Consider the following 19696-nt stretch of genomic DNA (forward strand, 5'->3'; position numbering starts at 1 on the left):
TTTACGAGTCACATCCTTCTTTCTTATTCTTATAACTCGCTTCTCCAAGCAAGTACTGTCTCTTTTTCTTTCTCTGTAAGCTTATTTTCTTCAATAAGTAATTCTAACAGCTGATCAAAACCGGTTATCGATTCATAAGAGAAGCCTGCTTCTTCAAACGCTTTTTGCGCTCTTGGAAGTCCATATGTGAAAATGGAATATACTGCTGTAATTTCAGCGCCATCTTGTTTTAACGCCTCGGCAGATTGAATGGATGACCCGCCAGTGGAGATCAGGTCTTCAATCACAAGTACCTTTTTCCCTTCTACCGATGCCCCTTCAATCTGGTTGCCTTTTCCATGTCCTTTTGGCTTCGAACGTACATATACCATTGGTAAATCAAGCTCTTCTGCCAGCCAGGCTGCATGCGGGATACCTGCTGTTGCACAGCCGGCAATAACTTCCGGTTTGGTATCACTATTTTTCACCATATCTGCAAATGCTTGAACAATTTTTTTGCGGACGGCAGGATAGCTCATCGTTAAACGGTTATCACAATAGATAGGTGATTTAAGTCCAGATGTCCATGTGAAATAGTTATCTGCATTTAATTGTACGGCTTCAATTGCTAATAAATCTTTGGTTATATTATTCTCCATGCTGCCACTCCTTCATCACTTGTTCATATGCTTTTCTTGGATTTTCTGCTTTGGTAATGCTTCTGCCGACAACCAGGAAATCACTGCCCAGCTCTTTCGCTTTCTCAGGCGTCGCTATTCGTTTCTGATCATCCTGGGAAGAATCTGCTAAACGGATGCCCGGAGTAATGGACAAGAAGTCGTCACCGCAATGCTTTTTGATTACTGGCACCTCATGAACGGAGCTGACCACTCCATCTGCTCCTGCTTCTTTTGCGAGTGCTGCAAAACGGATAACATTCTCTTCTACATCGCCTGATAAACCAAGCTCCCGCTCTAAAACATTATCATCCATCGAAGTAAGAATCGTCACTGCCATCAGCTTGGTAGATGAACCTGCCAGCCCCTGCTTCGCCTGATAAATCATCTCTTTTCCGCCAATCGCATGCGTTGTTACCATATCTACGTTCAAAGAAGCAATATTTTTCATTGCCTGATGAACCGTATTTGGAATATCGTGAAGCTTTAAATCTAAGAAAATAGGGTGGTTATCTGCTTTCAATTTTTCAATGATTGCCGGTCCTTCTCGATAAAAAAGCTCCATTCCGACTTTTACAGGGACACCTGCAAGATCATTATCCTTTAAAAACCGTTCCGTTTCGGTCCATGTTGGAAAATCTAATGCGACAAAGACGCTCATACCTGCACGCCCCTTCTATCAATTACATCCTGCACAGAAGTATATTGATAGTTCATTAGTGTTTCTGGAAGTGCATCGATGATATCTACACACGCAAATGGATTTTGGAAATTTGCTGTACCAACTGCTACTGCATCTGCACCAGCCTGCAGGAATTCCAGCACATCCTCTGCAGTAGAAATGCCTCCCATGCCGATAATCGGAATAGACACCTGCTGCCGCACTTCGTAAATCATCCGGATTGCAATCGGCTTAATAGCCGGACCGGATAATCCGCCAGTCTGATTGGCAATCAGCGGTTTCCCAGTCGGCAAATGCAGCTTCATGCCCGTTAATGTATTTATCATGGAAAGTCCATCCGCACCGGCTTCTTCTACGGCTTTTGCCATTTCGACAATATTGGTCACATTCGGGGACAGCTTCACATACACAGGAAGATTACTCGCCTCTTTCACTGCGGATGTAACGCGTTTAGCCATTTCCGGGTCTGTGCCAAATTGAATACCGCCCTCTTTTACATTGGGACAGGAGATATTTAATTCTAATGCATGCACATCCTTAGTCTGATTAAATGCACTGGCTACAAAAACATATTCCTCTAATGAGCTTCCAGCAACGTTTGCGATAATAGATGTATCATATGCAGCAAGTCTGGGAACTTCATTGGCAATAATCCGCTCTACTCCCGGATTTTGCAGACCAATGGCATTTAACATGCCTGAAGAAGTTTCTGCAACACGCGGCGTCGGATTTCCAAAGCGTTCAAATTGCGTTGCCGCCTTCATAATAACAGCGCCTAACCGGCTTAAATCGTAGAATTCACTGTACTCTTTTCCAAATCCAAAGCAGCCTGATGCCGGCATAATCGGATTTTTTAATGTTAGTCCAGGCAATTTCACCTCTAGGTTCATAAAATAACCTCCTGCGCAGAAAATACGGGGCCGTCACTGCAAATCTTCTTATAGCTGTTATCCACCGTTGGCAGTACACAGGCCATACATGCTCCGACGCCGCAGCCCATCCGCTCTTCCAGAGATACTTTTCCTGCCGCATCTTTTAATTCTGTGGTCACAGCGCGGAGCATCGGCAGCGGTCCGCAGCCGAAATATTGATCAAATGCGCCCACTTCAGAAAATACATGTGTGACAAACCCTTGATGTCCATAGGAGCCATCATTAGTAACTACATACGTTTCCGCTATTTTCTGGAATGCTTCTTCGTAAAAGACATAATCCTTGGATTGAAATCCTAATACAGCAACAAGCTCCACATTCTTTTCACTTAAGCGCTTGGCGAGATGGTAGATGGGAGGAACCCCAATTCCTCCACCTACTAACAGAATACGTTCTCCTTCTTGTACATCGTCTACCTGAAAACCATTTCCATTTGGACCAAGTGCATCGACTGTCATTCCCGGCTGATAAGCTGCTAACGCTTTTGTGCCGCCGCCGACGACTTTAAACAAAATGGTGACGGTGCCTTCCTCTAAATTGACCTTGGCAATTGAGATAGGCCTTCTTAATGTAAAACCGGGGACAAGCAAATGCAGGAATTGTCCCGGCACAGTTTGCTGACTGATTTCCGGCTGATACAATGTCATTTCAATTGTTTCTTTGGCGATTGTATCAACAGCGATTACTTCCATTTCATGTCTTTTCTTCATCATTGCTTCACCTTTTGCTGGCTGATGGATTGTGCTGTAAATGTTGTGGAGTCAATGACATTGATAATCGCATTCACCGTGTCTAAGCTTGTCAGACTTGCAATGCCATGCTCTACTGCTTCACGGCGGATTAAGAAACCATCCGACCTTGGTTTTTGCCCAGAATTAAGTGTATTGATAACAAATTGGACTTTTCCTTCTTCAATGATGGATAATACATTCGGCTCATCTACCCCTACTTTACCTACTTGAACAACAGGAATATCGCCTTCTTCCTGAATAAAGGATGCTGTCCCTTGTGTTGCATAGAGGACAAACCCAAGCTGGTGGAACCGTTCTGCTACTTCCAGCATTTCTGCCTTGTCCTTATCGGCAACGGTCAATAATACGCCGCCTTCTTGCGGCACTTTTAATCCGGAAGCAATAAGTCCTTTATACAATGCTTTTTCTAATGTTTTATCATAACCGATTGCCTCACCGGTAGATTTCATTTCTGGTCCAAGAATGGTATCCACACTGCGTAATTTTTCAAAAGAGAATACTGGAATTTTGACAGAAACAAGGTTCTGTTCAGGTAAAATACCAGTTTCATAGCCCATATCGGCTAATTTCTCACCTAAGATACATTTCGTAGCAATATTTGCCATCGTTACGCCAGTAATCTTGCTTAGAAATGGAATTGTTCTGCTGGCTCTTGGATTTACTTCAAGCACATAAACATCTTCATCACGGATAATAAACTGGATATTGATTAGTCCTTTTACGTTCAATGCGCTTGAAATCTTCACTGCTGCATCCAGACATTTTTCTTTTACAGCTTCACTTAAACGCTGCGGAGGATATACAGCCATCGAGTCACCAGAGTGGACTCCAGCGCGTTCGATATGCTCCATGATTCCAGGAACAATCGTTGTTTCTCCATCACTGATGGCATCTACTTCTGCTTCCATTCCTGTTAAATATTTATCGATTAAAATCGGATGTGCAGAATCCACACCATCTGATTTCGCTAAATAATTTTCCAGCTCTTTTTCACTGTATACAATTTCCATACGGCTGCCGCCAATAACATAAGAAGGGCGTACAAGTACCGGATAGCCAATTTCATTTGCTGTTTCAATTGCCTTATCTAACCTTGGTACTGCCTTTCCTTGCGGACGAAGTAAGTCAAGCTCATCTAATAATACTTCAAATTTATCGCGATCCTCTGCACGATCAATTGCTTCCAGGCCGGTACCTAGAATTTTCACTCCGCGGCGTTCCAGTCCATCTGCCAGATTAATCGCAGTTTGACCGCCAAACTGCACAATCACGCCTTCTGGTTTTTCCAGTTCAATCACATGCATAACATCTTCCAGCGTAAGCGGCTCAAAGTAAAGTTTATCGGAAATCGTAAAATCAGTAGATACGGTTTCCGGATTATTGTTCATAATAATTGCTTCATAGCCCAGCTCTTTAATCGCAAATACCGAATGCACCGTTGCATAATCAAACTCAATCCCTTGTCCGATGCGGATTGGTCCGGAACCAAGCACGAGGATTTTCTTACGTTCTGTTACTTCCGATTCATTTTCTGTTTCATACGAGCTATAGAAATAAGGTGTTTCCGACTCAAATTCTGCTGCGCAGGTATCTACCATTTTATAAACCGGGAAGAGATTATTTTCTTTTCTTAACGCATATACGTCATCCAGCGGAACATCCCAGAGTCTGGAAACCTGCTCATCTGCAATGCCCAGCTCTTTTGCTGCTTTTAACACTGCCATATCGTTTTTATTTTCAATCAAGGCTTTCTCTGTTTCAATAATTTTATTTAAACTGTTTAAGAAAAAACGGTCAATCTTGGTCATGTCAAAGATTTTATCGACCGAATAACCACGGCGCAATGCTTCTGCCAAGAGAAAAATACGTTCATCATCTGCACGCTTCAAGCGTTTATCTAATGTTTCTTCATCTAAGCTCTCTGCTTTTGCAAGGTAAAGCTCTTCTGTTCCCATTTCCAGGGAACGTACGCCTTTAAGTAAGGATTCTTCCAAATTACGGCCAATTGCCATCACTTCACCAGTCGCCTTCATCTGCGTTCCTAAACGACGGTCTCCTGATGTAAATTTATCAAATGGAAAACGCGGGAATTTGGTAACCACATAGTCTAATGCCGGTTCAAACATTGAATACGTTTTACCAGTAATTGGGTTAATAATTTCATCCAATGTGTAGCCAACCGCGATTTTCGCCGCAATTTTTGCAATCGGATAACCAGTTGCCTTGGAAGCCAGTGCGGATGAACGGCTGACACGCGGATTCACTTCAATAATGTAGTATTGGAAGCTGTATGGATCAAGCGCCAGCTGGACATTACAGCCGCCTTCAATTTCTAAGGCACGAATAATTTTCAAGGAAGCATTACGCAGCATATGATATTCCCGGTCACTTAAGGTTTGTGACGGAGCCACAACAATCGAATCCCCTGTATGGATTCCCACCGGGTCGATATTTTCCATGTTACAAACCACAATTGCCTGGTCCTTATGGTCACGCATCACTTCATACTCTATTTCTTTAAACCCTGCAATATTTCGTTCAATCAGGCACTGGTTTACTGGAGAAAGCACCAGTCCGTTATGTGTGATTTCCTTCAGCTCTTCCTCGCTGTAGCACATTCCTCCGCCGGTACCGCCAAGCGTATATGCCGGGCGCACAATGAGTGGATAGCCGATGGTATTGGCGAAATTAACAGCCTCCTCCACGGTATGTACAATTTCACTTTCCGGCACTGGCTCATTCAACTCATTCATCAGGGTACGGAACAGCTCTCTATCCTCGGCCTGCTGAATCGATTCCGGTGCGGTTCCCAGAAGCTGTACTTTATGATCTTCCAATACCCCTTTACGGACAAGCTCCATAGCAAGGTTTAAGCCTGTTTGTCCGCCTAATGTCGGCAAAATAGCATCGGGATGCTCTTTACGAATAATTTTTGTTAAGAATTCTTCTGTTAAAGGTTCCATATATACTTTATCTGCAACTGTGTTATCTGTCATAATCGTTGCCGGATTGGAGTTGGCTAAAATAACCTCATAACCTTCTTCTCTCAATGCTTGACAAGCCTGAGTTCCAGAATAGTCGAATTCGGCCGCTTGTCCAATGACAATCGGGCCAGATCCAATCACGAGAATTTTTTGAATATCTGTACGTTTAGGCATGAATATGAACCTCCTGCTTCTTCGCTTGCTGTTTCATGATTTTTAAAAATTCATCAAAAAGATAATTGGTATCCTCTGGTCCTGGAGATGCTTCCGGGTGGTACTGTACCGAGAATGCCGGATACTTCGTATGTCTAACTCCCTCTACGGTTTCATCATTGATGGCGATTTGTGTCAGTTCAAGTCCCGTATTTTCAAGGGAATCTGGATTTACTGCATAACTATGATTCTGAGAAGTAAGGTACGTTTTATCATTCTCTAAATCTTTCACTGGATGATTCGCACCGCGATGTCCAAATTTCATCTTTTCTGTATTTGCCCCGCAGGCTAAAGACAGAAGCTGATGTCCAAGACAAATTCCAAATATCGGCACCTGCCCAAGAATCTCTTTGATCATTTCAATCGCTTCCGGTACATCTTTTGGATCTCCTGGTCCATTTGTCAGCATGATGCCGTCTGGACGGAGACGCAGAATGTCCTCTGCACGATAGTTATAAGGAACCACCGTAATTTGGCAATCCCGTTTCGTTAATTCCCGCAGAATACCATGCTTTGCACCAAAATCAACCAGTACCACACGGCTTCCTCTGCCCGGAACAACGTAAGGCTTGCTTGTCGATGTCTGTTTTACCTGGTCTCTAGGAAATTCCGCATTTCTCAATTCTTCTACTGCTTTTTCTACATCTTCTTCCGCAGAAAGGATAGCTGCTTTCATCGTTCCATACTTGCGAATAATCCGTGTTAATTTTCTCGTATCGATTCCGGCGATCCCGGGAATATTATTCGCCTTTAAGAAGCTGTCGATGGTCTCTTCATTCCGAAAATTGGAAGGCTGCTCACTATATTCTTTCACAATCAAACCATGAATAAATGGTGTCACTGTTTCATAATCGTCTCGATTGATTCCATAGTTTCCAATGAGAGGGTACGTCATCGTTACAAATTGTCCGCAATAACTTGGATCGGTGATAACTTCCTGATATCCAGTCATTCCTGTATTAAAAACAATCTCTCCCTTGGAAACTTCTTCGCTTCCAAAACCGTATCCTTCAAAAACTGTTCCATCTTCCAAAATTAAATTACGTTTACGCATGGTTGCCCTCCTCAAATACGACCTTGCCATCTACCATTGTCAGGACAGGGAATCCTGTTACCTCCCAGCCGTGGAAAGGTGTATTTTTCCCTTTAGAAGCAAATTGATAGCGATCGATTTTTGCTGTTTTTCCTAAATCAATAATGGTTAAATCTGCTGGCGCTCCTTCTTCCAACGTTCCATAAGGAAGTCCGAACACATCCGCCGGCTTTTTCGTCATTCTATCAATCAATTCATGTAAATTTAGTACGTTTTTTTGTACCAGATGAGTGTATAACAATGGAAAAGCTGTTTCTAATCCCACAATTCCGAATGGCGCTTCTAAGAAGCCATTTGCTTTTTCTTCTTCTCCATGCGGCGCATGGTCTGTTGCAATAGCATCCAGTGTACCATCTAAAAGCCCTTCAATCAGTGCTTCCTGATCATCCTTTCCTCTTAACGGCGGATTCATTTTGAAATTTGCATCATTTTCAGTAATATCAGATTCGTTTAATATTAAGTGATGCGGGGATGCCTCCGCTGTAACATGAATACCAGCTTTTTTCGCATCACGAATGACGCGAACCGATTCCTTCGTGCTGACATGGCAAACATGATAGTGACAGCCGGCAGCTTCAGCTAACAGAACATCTCTGGCAATTTGTACCGATTCACTTAAAGACGGAATCCCCGGAAGGTTTAGACGCTTGCTTACTTCTCCATCATGGGTTACTCCGCCATAGACCAGGGAATTATCTTCACAATGAGCAACAATTGCCGCACCGCATGCAGCTGCTTCTTTCATGGCCTGAAGCATTTGATTGGCAGTCTGAATTCCTACCCCATCATCTGTAAAGGCAAAAGCTCCCTGCTCAAACAGCGCCTTAACATCTGTACGTTCTTCACCTTTTAAACCTTTGGTAATCGAAGCGTAAGGAAGAACACGGATAACAGCATCCTCTTTAATTTTTTGAAGCAGCTGCTCCAATGTTTCCGGGCTATCCGGAACCGGATTCGTATTTGGCATTGCGCAAATAGTAGTATATCCTCCTTTGGCAGCTGCTTCTGTTCCTGTACGAATCGTTTCTTTATACTCTCCGCCCGGTTCACGCAGATGCACATGCACATCGATAAACCCTGGAGCAACAAGGTTATTCTTTGCATCAATTGTGTTATCCGCTTGCTCTGTTACTTCCCGGGCCACCTTTTTGATTTTTCCGCCTTCGATAAGCACCTCACAGTTTACCAATTCATTAGATGATGTTAAGCGTTTTGCGTTCGTTAATTTCGTTTTCATTGATAATCCCCCATTCTTTTAATACGTGAATTAAAATTGCCATTCGGACATAGACACCATTTTCCATCTGTTTAAAAATACGTGACTGTTTACTTTCTACAAGCCTGCTGTCAATTTCCACCCCTCTGTTGATTGGGGCGGGATGCATAATTATTGCATGCTTCTGCATTTTTGCAGCTCTTTCCATTGTCAAACCATAGAGGGTGAGATAATCTGACGTTTCTGCTTTATGAATATGACGCTCATGCTGAATTCGCAGCAGCATCACGACATCCGCTATTTCTACTGCCTCATTCATTCGGATATATGGATAATGTAAGCTGGTATCTTCAAACCCTGGTGCTGCACTCAAGTAAACTTCAGCTCCTAATTTCTCCAGAGCAAGCGCATTCGACCTTGCTACCCTGCTATGCTTGATATCGCCAGCGATAACAACCTTCCTGCCTTCAACATGGCCAAATTCCTGGTACATTGTCAGTAAATCCAGCATGCACTGAGTAGGATGCTCCTCTTTTCCGGAGCCGGCGTTGATAACCGGTATGCTCAAGTAACCTTCTTTTTCAATTTCAGCTATCCAATTATCAGATGGATGGCGCACGACTAACACATCTGCACCTGTAGCTTCAAAAGTTTTGGCTGTGTCATATAAGGACTCTCCCTTGACAAGGCTGGAAGCTTCCGTATGAAAATCCAGCATCTCTAATCCAAGTTTTTTTTGCGCAACTTCAAAGCTCATTTTCGTTCTTGTACTTGGTTCAAAGAACAGGTTGGCTGCAAATAACTGTTTATTCAAGGTTCTTGGTGATTTTCTTATCAATTCGGCTTCTTTCAGAATTTGATTCATCGTTTCCTTCGACAGCTGCTGCATCGAAATAAAATGTTTCACGATTCATCTCTCCCTCTTTGGTGTCATTCTTTAAAATTGATTTTCATTATACAAATATATATGTTCAAAAAGTTGCTAACGGGTTTTGATGGGACGAGTAATCGCAGCAATGTTGTCAGGTTAGCGCGACCGCTGCGGAAAAACACTACGCTTTCCATGGGCTTGCGCTCAGCCTCCTCGAAAAAAGAAGACCACTTTTTTCTGCGGGGTCTTCCCACTGCGCTTTCCCATAGGAGTCTCCGTGTTTTTCCTCCGCTAGATAGGTTTTATTACTATCTATATCAAAATTAATAAAATTCATTAACCTGACAACATCGGTAACCGCAGCCCATCGGATAAAGCAAGTCAACTAAAGAGCTCTTCATTTATCATTTAGTGACTTTTTGAACTTCCTTAAAAAAAAAGCTCCCTGCAAAGGCTGCAGAGAGCTAGACGAATACCCTATAAGCATTCGCTATTCTGAACAACCTTTCAAATCTCTCTGGATCTGATTAAAAGTTATCATGTATTCTTTTCATAAATAGAAACAAGATCTACTTGATCTTTTTCACTTAGCTGAACAACAACAATTTCTTGCTCAGAAGTAGGTATATTCTTGCCAACATAGTCAGCCCGAATAGGCAGCTCGCGGTGCCCGCGGTCTACCAAAGCCCCAAGCTGAATCGCCGCCGGTCTGCCGACATCCATTACAGCATCCATTGCCGCACGGACAGTTCTGCCTGTATAAAGAACATCGTCAATCAGAATGACCTGTTTGTTCGTTATGTCCATATCAATAGAAACCGAGTTGATTCGCGGTTCTTCGTGATGATCCTTTTTTTCCAAATCATCCCGGTACATGGTAATATCTAATTCGCCAAACGGAACTTCGATGTCTTCAATTTGCTTGATTTTTTCTTGAATGTTTTTCGCCAGTGGAACGCCTCTTGTTTTGATTCCAATTAAAACAAGGTTCTCTCCGCCTTTGTTCTTTTCCAGGATTTCATGGGACATCCTGGTCAATGCTCTATTTATCGCTGCAGCATCAAGAATCTCTGTTTTTTTCTTCAAATTAGCCCGCCCCTTCCAAATTGCATAAAAATGCCCTTTTCCTGCTGATGGAAAAGGGCATACGTGTACCGTAAGCAAACTTGCTAATCGCAGCCTTCCTAGCCTCACAGGACTATTGTTAAAGGTCTTTATTTGTTGTTACTTATTATGTCAGAATATGACGAGCCTGTCAATACATTTTGCGGATTTGGTCGAGTGCTTCCATGAAGACAGCAGGCGGTGCTGCTTCAAATTCCATCTGCTGCTCTGTCCTCGGATGGATAAAAGCAATTTGCTTCGCGTGCAGAGCCTGCCCTTGGACATCTAACGATTTCCGCTGACCGTATTTGGGGTCGCCTACAATCGGAAAACCAATATATTGCATATGCACACGAATTTGATGTGTTCTGCCAGTCTCTAATTGGCATTCCACATGCGTATAGTCAGGGAAACGTTCGAGCACGCGAAAATGAGTAACCGCCTGTTTGCCGTTTTCAACGATCCCCATTTTTTGACGGTCTTTCGGATCTCTGCCGATCGGTGCATCGATTAACCCGGTCTCATGGCCAATTTCTCCATGAACAATTGCTTCATACGTTCTTTTTAATGTCTTTTCCTGCAGCTGCTCTGATAGATACTGATGGGCGTAGTCATTCTTCGCAACAACTAAAAGTCCGCTCGTATCCATATCGAGACGGTGGACAATCCCGGGGCGCTCCACACCGTTAATTCCTGATAAATCAGTGCAATGATATAATAACGCATGGACCAATGTCCCGGTATGATGACCTGCAGAAGGATGGACAACCATCCCTTTTGCTTTATTCACCACCAGCAGGTCCTCATCTTCATAAACGATATCTAAAGGAATATTTTCCGGTTCTAAAACAAGCGGTTTGGTTTCAGGTATTTCCCATGTAAGGCTTTCTCCGGTTTGGCATTTTTGATTTGCTTTCACTGCTTCTCCATTCAGCTTGACATTGCCTTCTTCAATCCAGCCCTGAATTTGAGAACGCGAATATTCATGCAGCACATCCGCCAGTATTTTATCCACTCTTTTTTTATGCTCTGTTTCTGTCACTGTATGCTGGTTTACTGTCATTTTTTCTCTTTCCCCCGCTTTCTCTCATCCAAAATAATTGCAATCATCACAATCACCACACCAATTGTAAGAGATGCATCTGCGACGTTGAATATCGGAAAATTATAATTAAAAATATAGAAGTTTGCAAAGTCTACTACTTCTTGATATAAAATACGGTCGATGAAATTCCCGACCGCCCCTCCAATCAATACACTGACCCCGACAGCAATCAGGCGGTCCTGTTTTCCATGTGTATGTAAAAAGTATATTAACCCGGCAATCACAATAACCGTAATAATGTAAAATAACGTCATTTGTCCTTCTAAAATACCCCATGCTGCTCCTGAATTCCGATGTGAGGTAATATAAAAGAAGTCCTCCACAATCGGGATTGATTCACCTATTTCCATTCGTGCAGCAACAAGCCATTTTGTCCATTGATCTATCCCAATCAGGACAAGTGTAATCAGATAATATCTCCACATGTTCATTTCTCCAATCTAAAGCAAATCTGCGCCTTTTCAGGGTTCGTTTACCAAGCTTTCTTTATCTTATCCTTTCTGCTGGTAATTTTCAAGAAACAATACGGCTTTCCTTCTTTCTGACAGCTGCATTCATCGGTTCGTAAGCATATGAGCATATAAAAAATCCCCTCCGGCCGTTTTATAAACGGGCAGAGAGGAATATTATCAGAAAATATATCATTTAAAATTGAAAATCAACCTTTGTATCTTCCTGTGACTCATAGCCTTTCATATATTTAATTCGCCTTTGGGCGGCTGACTGGCTTACTTGTTCATCCGCGTGGTAGGAGGAGCGTACTAACGGTCCAGCTTCACAATGCGAGAAGCCTTTTTCAAGGGCGATATTTTTCAATTCTTCAAACTCATCGGGATGATAGTACCGTTCCACATTTAAATGCTTTTTGGTCGGCTGTAAATATTGCCCGATAGTAACTATATCCACATCATGCGCCCGCAGGTCATCCATTGCCTCGATAAGTTCTTCTTTTGTTTCTCCCAAGCCTACCATAATACTTGATTTCACAGGAGTGTCCGGAGCAATTTCTTTAACACGCTGTAACAGCTGCAAGGACCGGTTATATCTTGCAATTGCCCGAACACGTTTCGTTAAACGTCTCACCGTTTCAATATTATGATTGAAAATATCCGGTTCGCTGTCCATCAGTGTATGTAAGCTTTCATAGTCCCCTTTCATATCCGAAGGGAGAACTTCTATTGTACAGCCTGGATTCTGATGACGAACTGCACGGACTGTGTTGGCAAAAACAGCAGCTCCCCCGTCCTCCAGGTCATCACGCGCAACTGCTGTTATAACGACATGCTTTAATCCCATAATTTCAACAGAGTCAGCGACCCGCTTTGGTTCTCCCAGGTCAACTCCGCTTGGAAGACCAGTTTTTACGGCACAGAATCGGCAGCCGCGTGTACAGGTATCTCCTAAAATCATGAAAGTTGCCGTTTTTCGCTCGCTCCAGCATTCATAAATATTCGGACACTTTGCTTCCTCACAAACTGTGTTCAGCCGTTTATCCCGCATTAAGTTCTTTAATTTTTTGTATGATTCATTGGTGTTGATTTTTGTTTTCAGCCATTCTGGTTTACGAATATATTCTGATTGTTTAGCCAATGCCAGCACGCTCCTTGTTTGAGTTGATATTCCACGCTTCCGTTTCATACTTTGATTGTGCTAATTGCTCTACTTCATCCCACTCAGCCTTGGTTAATTGCAGAGGATGAAATTCTAAACCTAAACCTTCCTTGAACCCTTCTTTGAATGCATCCGTCAGCATATCATACCGATGCTCTCGATTCGTTAATTGATTAATCGTCACCGCTTTTTTAGAAAATGCTGCCCGGCTTCGTTCTCTTATTTTTTCGGAAGAGAATACAAATAAATCAAAAAGCATGTTTGTATTCATGCTCATAGGAATAGACCCATGCTGCATCAATACACCTTTTTTCCTTGTCTGTGCGTTTCCAGAAAGCTTTTTACCGTCAACAACCATTTCATAGAACGCAGGTTTTTCGAAGCATATTGCTGTCCTTCCTCTGGCACTTTCTCTGTCCAGTGTTGCATATTCTGCAGGAATCCCTAAATTGCGATATCCTTCAAATATTCCTTCTGCCAGTACATGGTAGGCCTCTTGTACAGATACAGGAATATCTGGATCACTCTCTGTAATAACCAGACTATACGTTAATTCATCGTCATGAAGCACAGCACTGCCGCCGGTCAAACGACGGACGAACTGACACTGATGGCGCTCCACTGCTTCCAGATCAATTTTCTTATCGACTTTTTGAAAGTAGCCAATCGATAAACTGGGCTTTTCCCAGCCATAGAAACGTAATGTCGGCGGAATTTTACCTTCTTGATGCCAATTGATCAAGCACTCATCAAAAGCCATGTTCCATGCAGCACCACGGAATCCTGTATCGATAAACGCCCACTGTTTCTTCAATTTCGTCACCTCCAATGAACAAATTACTTGTTGCAGGAGCTGCTCCCTGTTATGCCAAGCTTCTTAGCGGCCCTTCCTGATCATTAAGCTTAAAAGATATAAGCGAAATGGGGAATATATTCAATAAAAAAAGAGCCCATTCCATAGAATGCAGCCTTTGATAGATTTATTGATAAATGGATAAATTATCTAATTCCTTATCGACTGCACATTCCCCACGCTAGGATTATCTAGTTCGGGTGCCAAGGGTCAATACAGAATGTCTTTCTCAGCTTAACAGCTCCCCCAGTGCATAATACTTATTCAGTTTACAAATTAAGTCTACTGGTAATTTTTATAATTGTAAAGAAAAATACAATAATTAGCATTTACAATTTGCAGATATGTAAAAACAGGAGCCAGCTTTTGAGAAAGCTGGCTCCTGTTTTTTAATTCTCATAATTTTCTTTGACAACACTGGCACATCTAGCACATAGTGTTGGATGATCTTTGTCTTCGCCTACTGTTTCTGAAACAACCCAGCAGCGTTCACACGTTTCTCCAGGATGTTTTTCAACAGCAACCTCAACATAATCATATGCTTTGCCTGTTCCTTTTTCATCTGCGATAACTGCTTCTGAAACAATAAAGTATTGATGCAGATGCGAAATGTTTTCAAGCACCTGCTTCGTTTCTTCATCAAGCGGCACGATTGTAATTTTAGCTTCCAATGATTTCCCGATAACCTTTTCGCTTCTTGCTTCTTCGAGTGCTTTCAGAACATCATCTCTTACTTCCATAAAGTGATCCCATTTTCCGACAATGTCTTTTGCACCTGCAACCTCCCGCGGCTCAGGAATATCTGTTAAGTGAACCGTTTCTTCCTCCACTCCAGGAATGTATTCCCAAACTTCTTCCGTTGTATGCGGAATAATTGGAGCAAGCAATTTCACAAGTGTTGTTAAAATTTCATAGTAGCCTGTTTGAAGACTGCGGCGGCGCGGGTGGTCTGCAGCTTCAATATACAGGATATCCTTCGCAAAATCTAAATAGAAGGAGCTTAAATCAACAGCACAGAAATTATGGACTTGGCTGATTACTGGTGCAAATTCAAAGTGCTCATAATTATCACGTGCATTATTTAAGATCTGCTGCAGACGATAAAGCATATAACGGTCTACTTCCTGCAATTCTTCATCCTTCACGCGATCTTTGCTAGGATCAAAATCAGCAAGGTTCGCCAGTAAGAAACGGAAGGTATTCCGGATTTTACGATAGCTTTCTGAAGTCTGTTTTAAAATAGCATCCGAGATACGCACATCTGCCTGATAATCCACGCTGGAAACCCACAGACGCAAAATATCAGCACCTAATTGTTTTTGTACTTTGGACGGATCAACCGTATTTCCTAATGACTTACTCATCTTGCGGCCATTTCCATCCAGGGCGAACCCATGACTGATAATATTTTTAAATGGCGCTTTACCCGTTACTGCGACGGAAGTAGATAATGAAGAGTTAAACCAGCCGCGATACTGATCACTTCCTTCTAAATATACATCAGCCGGACGATCAAGTTCTTCCCGGTTCATCAGTACACCTTCATGTGAGGAGCCTGAATCGAACCAAACATCCATAATATCGACTTCTTTAGTAAACTTGCCATTTGGACTATGCTCTGATGTAAATCCATCCGGCAATAAATCCTTCGCTTCTCTTTCAAACCAGACATTGGAACCATGCTCACGGAAGAGTTCGGATACATGCGAAATCGTTTCATCTGTAATGATTGCTGTTCCGTCTTCCCCATAAAATACTGGAATCGGAACTCCCCAGGCACGCTGTCTGGAAATACACCAATCCTCACGGTCTCTCACCATATTATAAAGTCTTGTTTCTCCCCAATGCGGATACCAATGCACTTTTTTAATTTCATCAAGAATATCCTGACGGAAATCTTTAATAGATGCAAACCACTGGGAAGTTGCACGGAAGATAGTTGGTTTCTTTGTTCTCCAGTCATGCGGATAAGAGTGTGTGATAAATTCTAATTTTAATAAGGCGCCATTCTCATCCAATTGTTCTGTGATAACTTTATTTGCTGCATCGTAAAATAAACCTTCAAATCCTGGCGCTTCACTCGTAAAGACACCCTTTTCATCCACTGGGCAAAATGCATCGATTCCATATCTGCGGCAAACATAGAAGTCATCTTCCCCGTGACCAGGAGCTGTATGAACACATCCAGTCCCCGCATCAGTTGTAACATGTTCTCCAAGCATAACAAGGGATTTACGATTGTAAAATGGATGCTGTGCTTCTACACGATCCGCTTCCTGCCCTTTGAATTTCTTCACAACCGTTACATCTTCCCAGCCTAATACTTCTTTCACATCTTCTAATAAAGCTTCTGCAATGACATATTTTTCATCATTTACTTGTGCTACTACATAGCTTAAATCAGGATGTAAGCTGATTCCTAAGTTCGCTGGAAGCGTCCAAGGAGTTGTCGTCCAGATAATAATCTTCTCGCCGCCGTCAAGCACATCTTTTCCATCCGTTACTTCGAAGGAAACATAGATAGATGGAGAGCGTTTATCTTGATATTCGATTTCTGCTTCTGCAAGGGCAGATTCAGAAGACGGAGACCAATATACCGGCTTAAGTCCTTTATAAATATAGCCTTTTCGTGCCATTTCTCCAAACACCTTAATTTGAGAAGCTTCATAATCCTTCGTTAAGGTGATATATGGATTATCCCAATCACCACGTACACCTAATTTTTTAAATTGTGTACGCTGGCTGTCAATTTGTCCAAGTGCATATTCTTCACAAAGCTTGCGGAATTCTGCAACAGACATTTCTTTCCTTTTTACTTTCTTTTTCGCTAATGCTGTTTCAATCGGCAACCCGTGTGTATCCCAGCCTGGAACATATGGTGCATAATAGCCTGTCATGGACTTATAACGGACAATAAAATCCTTTAAGATTTTATTCAGTGCATGACCGATATGGATATCTCCATTCGCATAAGGCGGTCCATCATGTAAAATAAATAAGGCTCTGTCCTTTGTACGTTCTAAGTTTTTTTGATATTGTTCACTTTCTTCCCATTTCTGTTGGCGCTCCGGCTCTTTATTTGGAAGATTTCCACGCATTGGAAAAGCTGTTTTCGGCATTAATAATGTTTGTTTATATTCCAAGATATTCCCTCCTGTTATTTTCATGACACATCGTAGATTAAATTTTTATATACAAAAAGAGTCCTCTAATCCCTAAAGGGACGAGAAGACTCGCGGTACCACCCTTATAAATTTAATGCACGGCATTAAATTCACTCGAAATCCGTAACGTGGACAGCCGGCTATTACTACATTATTTTCATAATAGCTACTCCAGAGTGATTTTCTAAAAGACTTCTGTATCAGGCTTCCACCGCCCCTGACTCGCTTACACAGAGTCATCTTCTATACTTTCTCTTTCATTGTATAACGATAGTGATTATGAAATTTTTAGCATAAATTAAATGTCAAAAAACATGATACTTGTATGAATTATATGTAATATACAAGCCTAAGTCAAGCCTTTAAGATTCATGCTCCATCAATTCTAAATCTTCATCCACTTCAGTATCAAATAATTCTTCCCAATCATCTGTACCGAGCATTTCTAATTGAGCCTGCACAAGCATGCGCATTCTTGATCGGAATACTTTTGCCTGCTTTTTCAACTCTTCCACATCAAGGGATATTTTACGCGCTTTACTTAATGCTTCGTTGACAATACGGTCAGCATTTTTTTCTGCTTCTTTCACAATTAATTTTGCTTCTTTTTGCGCACTGCCTTTAATATCTTCTGCTGTTTCCTGAGCAACCAGAATAGATTTATTTAATGTTTCTTCAATGTTCGTAAAGTGTCCTAATCGTTCCTGAAGCTCTTTCGCTTTTTGATCCAGTTCATCTCTTTCACGTATAACAATTTCATAATCCTTCATCACTTGATCAAGAAATTTATTTACTTCATCCACGTCATAGCCTTTCCATCCTCTTGCAAACTCTTTATTATGAATATCTAATGGTGATAGTGCCACCATCTCCACCTCCCTAATCGGTGCTTGCTTGAGCTTCCGATTTCTCTCTTTATTATTCAATAATTCCAGCTAAATTTCCAGCATTTATTGCAAAATTGCCGCCGTCATTTTGATTTTATCTTTCTTGGTTCTCCCGCGTATCGCTGTAATTTTACTTCTGCCTTTTCCGCGTACAGAGAGCATGTCCCCTTCTTGTAATTGGAATTTCACATCATCTACTACCCGGTAATTTACCTTTACGAGCAGTTTTTGAATCAAAGCAGCAGCGTCTTTTCGGGAGACACCATATATTTCTTTAACAACTGTATCTAAACGCAGGGAAGAAATAGTTTTATCATATTCTTTCCAGGCTTTTTTTTCTGTAACCAGCGAAGTGAGCGGCTGTTCTTTGAAAGATATACGAGATTTCTTAATAGATGTTAAATTCATCTTGATAAAAGGGACGACCTCTCCCGCTGCAAGTAAATGAATTTTCCCATCTGCTGCTGTAATATCTCCTAATTTTTTTCGCTTCACACCCTGTGATAAAAAAGCACCCATTACATCCCGATGCTCCAGACTTACAAATTTCTCCGGGTAAGATGCCTCCAGCAGCTCTACTTGAAACATATCTTCTGTAATGCTTTCATAAATAGGAGCAATCACCATTCTTTTTCGTTCACTGTACTCGGATCCGCCAAAAGCAGCTGCCTGAAGCTCGTCGTGATTAGTGCCTAACAGCATCTGCACGATTTCTTGTTCGCGCGGATCCAAAAAATCAGTCAATTTTGGAATATACGATCGCTCCACCTGGTCTTTCCATGAAAGAACCTGATCAATAAATGGCTGTTCTTCTTTTCGAAAATGCTGATAAACTTCCATGGTCATTCCTTTCCTTCAAGCCTAAAGCATCATTGCAAACTGGATAAATCCCATTCTTGCAAAATGCAATAATAATATCGCAACAATTGGAGAAAAATCAATCATACCAAGCGGCGGAATAAACTTACGGAAAATTTCTAAGTAAGGCTCACAAATTTTTCCGAGTAATTCTCCAAATTGAGATTCTCTGGCTCCAGGGAACCAGGACATAAAAATATACACAATTAGTGCAAAGCTATAAATGTTTAAACCAAAGCTTATTAGTGAAACGATTTGTGCCAACATCTCCTGCTACCATCCTTTATCATAATCTTCCTGCTCATATAACATTTCAGAAATACTGCCGGATACTTCTACATTATCCGGCGTACACAGGAATGTTTCTGATCCTAATTTTTGAATATCCCCTTTTACGGCATAAACCGTTCCGCTCAGAAAATCAACGATCCGCTTTGCCTGCTGACGATCCACACGCTGCAGATTAATGATTACAGCTCGTCTGTTAACAATATTATCTGCGATGTCCTGAGCTTCATTATAATTTCTCGGCTCAGCTAATACAACCTTTGAATTCGTATTTTGTATACTGGAAAGGTTCACAACATTTTTGCTTCCTGCTGTTTTTTCCTGAACCTGGGGTATTTCTTCTTTTTGTTCTTCCTCGGCATATTCATACTCATATTCATCGTCCATCGTGAAATAATTTTTAAGCTTCTTTTTAAAGCTCATTTAC

The 19696-nt window shown here is 41.8% G+C and carries 18 protein-coding genes, 1 riboswitch and 1 other annotated feature; all 18 genes read right to left on the reverse strand.

What is annotated here, in order from left to right; all coding sequences use genetic code 11:
- Positions 1 to 29 precede the first annotated feature (29 nt).
- The 18 genes from pyrE to MKY45_RS15550 all read right to left on the reverse strand — a co-directional run bounded on the left by pyrE (position 30) and on the right by MKY45_RS15550 (position 19692).
- Entirely contained in the window at positions 30 to 638 is a 609-nt protein-coding gene (gene pyrE / locus MKY45_RS15465) for an orotate phosphoribosyltransferase (RefSeq protein ID WP_042535141.1), read from the reverse strand.
- Positions 628 to 1317 (reverse strand): orotidine-5'-phosphate decarboxylase, encoded by a 690-nt coding sequence (gene pyrF, locus MKY45_RS15470; RefSeq protein ID WP_042535143.1) that lies wholly within the window; start codon positions 1315 to 1317, stop codon positions 628 to 630. Before pyrF ends, pyrE begins: the two co-directional genes overlap by 11 nt.
- Entirely contained in the window at positions 1314 to 2228 is a 915-nt protein-coding gene (locus tag MKY45_RS15475; RefSeq protein ID WP_042535144.1) for a dihydroorotate dehydrogenase, read from the reverse strand. Before MKY45_RS15475 ends, pyrF begins: the two co-directional genes overlap by 4 nt.
- Positions 2225 to 2980, reverse strand: a complete 756-nt coding sequence (locus MKY45_RS15480; protein ID WP_445667640.1) for a dihydroorotate dehydrogenase electron transfer subunit — start codon at positions 2978 to 2980, stop codon at positions 2225 to 2227. Before MKY45_RS15480 ends, MKY45_RS15475 begins: the two co-directional genes overlap by 4 nt.
- On the reverse strand, positions 2980 to 6180 hold the full coding sequence (carB, locus tag MKY45_RS15485; protein WP_193063338.1) for a carbamoyl-phosphate synthase large subunit: 3201 nt from the start codon (positions 6178 to 6180) through the stop codon (positions 2980 to 2982). Before carB ends, MKY45_RS15480 begins: the two co-directional genes overlap by 1 nt.
- Positions 6173 to 7273, reverse strand: coding sequence for a carbamoyl phosphate synthase small subunit (locus tag MKY45_RS15490; protein WP_332093775.1), 1101 nt, complete (start codon positions 7271 to 7273; stop codon positions 6173 to 6175). The genes carB and MKY45_RS15490 overlap by 8 nt, the downstream gene beginning before the upstream one ends.
- Entirely contained in the window at positions 7266 to 8549 is a 1284-nt protein-coding gene (locus MKY45_RS15495; protein ID WP_256704862.1) for a dihydroorotase, read from the reverse strand. The genes MKY45_RS15490 and MKY45_RS15495 overlap by 8 nt, the downstream gene beginning before the upstream one ends.
- Positions 8506 to 9435: an aspartate carbamoyltransferase catalytic subunit gene (locus tag MKY45_RS15500; RefSeq protein WP_341173090.1), complete on the reverse strand. Its 930-nt coding sequence runs from the start codon at positions 9433 to 9435 to the stop codon at positions 8506 to 8508. Before MKY45_RS15500 ends, MKY45_RS15495 begins: the two co-directional genes overlap by 44 nt.
- A gap of 501 nt (positions 9436 to 9936) precedes the next feature.
- Complete coding sequence (gene pyrR / locus MKY45_RS15505; RefSeq protein WP_042535154.1) at positions 9937 to 10485, reverse strand: bifunctional pyr operon transcriptional regulator/uracil phosphoribosyltransferase PyrR; 549 nt, start codon at positions 10483 to 10485, stop codon at positions 9937 to 9939.
- A 169-nt stretch (positions 10486 to 10654) separates the two neighbouring features.
- Complete coding sequence (locus tag MKY45_RS15510; protein ID WP_193063332.1) at positions 10655 to 11566, reverse strand: RluA family pseudouridine synthase; 912 nt, start codon at positions 11564 to 11566, stop codon at positions 10655 to 10657.
- Entirely contained in the window at positions 11563 to 12033 is a 471-nt protein-coding gene (lspA, locus tag MKY45_RS15515) for a signal peptidase II (RefSeq protein ID WP_042535158.1), read from the reverse strand. Before lspA ends, MKY45_RS15510 begins: the two co-directional genes overlap by 4 nt.
- 220 nt (positions 12034 to 12253) lie before the next feature.
- Complete coding sequence (lipA, locus tag MKY45_RS15520; protein ID WP_341173091.1) at positions 12254 to 13198, reverse strand: lipoyl synthase; 945 nt, start codon at positions 13196 to 13198, stop codon at positions 12254 to 12256.
- A complete protein-coding gene (locus tag MKY45_RS15525; protein ID WP_175297072.1) occupies positions 13191 to 14033 on the reverse strand; it encodes a lipoate--protein ligase family protein in 843 nt (280 codons plus the stop codon). The genes lipA and MKY45_RS15525 overlap by 8 nt, the downstream gene beginning before the upstream one ends.
- Positions 14034 to 14227: 194 nt before the next feature.
- Positions 14228 to 14330: riboswitch (TPP riboswitch) on the reverse strand.
- 131 nt (positions 14331 to 14461) lie between these two features.
- The gene (ileS, locus tag MKY45_RS15530; RefSeq protein WP_193063330.1) at positions 14462 to 17215 is read right to left on the reverse strand and encodes an isoleucine--tRNA ligase; all 2754 of its coding nucleotides are present in this window, start codon (positions 17213 to 17215) and stop codon (positions 14462 to 14464) included.
- Positions 17216 to 17288: 73 nt separating this feature from the next.
- Positions 17289 to 17506, reverse strand: a binding site (T-box leader).
- A gap of 92 nt (positions 17507 to 17598) precedes the next feature.
- Positions 17599 to 18102: a DivIVA domain-containing protein gene (locus MKY45_RS15535; protein ID WP_042536343.1), complete on the reverse strand. Its 504-nt coding sequence runs from the start codon at positions 18100 to 18102 to the stop codon at positions 17599 to 17601.
- 84 nt (positions 18103 to 18186) lie between these two features.
- Positions 18187 to 18963: a YlmH family RNA-binding protein gene (locus MKY45_RS15540; RefSeq protein WP_193063366.1), complete on the reverse strand. Its 777-nt coding sequence runs from the start codon at positions 18961 to 18963 to the stop codon at positions 18187 to 18189.
- Positions 18964 to 18984: 21 nt separating this feature from the next.
- Positions 18985 to 19245, reverse strand: a complete 261-nt coding sequence (locus tag MKY45_RS15545) for a YggT family protein (RefSeq protein ID WP_374705734.1) — start codon at positions 19243 to 19245, stop codon at positions 18985 to 18987.
- A 9-nt stretch (positions 19246 to 19254) separates the two neighbouring features.
- A complete protein-coding gene (locus tag MKY45_RS15550) occupies positions 19255 to 19692 on the reverse strand; it encodes a cell division protein SepF (protein WP_042535167.1) in 438 nt (145 codons plus the stop codon).
- Positions 19693 to 19696: the final 4 nt, after the last annotated feature.

It is taken from the genome of Oceanobacillus sp. FSL K6-0251 (genome assembly GCF_038004725.1).
GTDB classification, from domain to species: domain Bacteria; phylum Bacillota; class Bacilli; order Bacillales; family Amphibacillaceae; genus Oceanobacillus; species Oceanobacillus oncorhynchi.

What these genes read in the sequence shown, in the direction of transcription:
- pyrF (WP_042535143.1), bottom strand. Translation starts at nt 1,317, where the DNA reads ATGAGCGTCTTTGTCGCATTAGATTTTCCAACATGGACCGAAACGGAA.
- MKY45_RS15495 (WP_256704862.1), bottom strand. Translation starts at nt 8,549, where the DNA reads ATGAAAACGAAATTAACGAACGCAAAACGCTTAACATCATCTAATGAA.
- lspA (WP_042535158.1), bottom strand. Translation starts at nt 12,033, where the DNA reads ATGTGGAGATATTATCTGATTACACTTGTCCTGATTGGGATAGATCAA.
- carB (WP_193063338.1), bottom strand. Translation starts at nt 6,180, where the DNA reads ATGCCTAAACGTACAGATATTCAAAAAATTCTCGTGATTGGATCTGGC.
- MKY45_RS15550 (WP_042535167.1), bottom strand. Translation starts at nt 19,692, where the DNA reads ATGAGCTTTAAAAAGAAGCTTAAAAATTATTTCACGATGGACGATGAA.
- MKY45_RS15540 (WP_193063366.1), bottom strand. Translation starts at nt 18,963, where the DNA reads ATGGAAGTTTATCAGCATTTTCGAAAAGAAGAACAGCCATTTATTGAT.
- pyrE (WP_042535141.1), bottom strand. Translation starts at nt 638, where the DNA reads ATGGAGAATAATATAACCAAAGATTTATTAGCAATTGAAGCCGTACAA.
- MKY45_RS15510 (WP_193063332.1), bottom strand. Translation starts at nt 11,566, where the DNA reads ATGACAGTAAACCAGCATACAGTGACAGAAACAGAGCATAAAAAAAGA.
- MKY45_RS15475 (WP_042535144.1), bottom strand. Translation starts at nt 2,228, where the DNA reads ATGAACCTAGAGGTGAAATTGCCTGGACTAACATTAAAAAATCCGATT.
- MKY45_RS15480 (WP_445667640.1), bottom strand. Translation starts at nt 2,980, where the DNA reads ATGAAGAAAAGACATGAAATGGAAGTAATCGCTGTTGATACAATCGCC.
- MKY45_RS15490 (WP_332093775.1), bottom strand. Translation starts at nt 7,273, where the DNA reads ATGCGTAAACGTAATTTAATTTTGGAAGATGGAACAGTTTTTGAAGGA.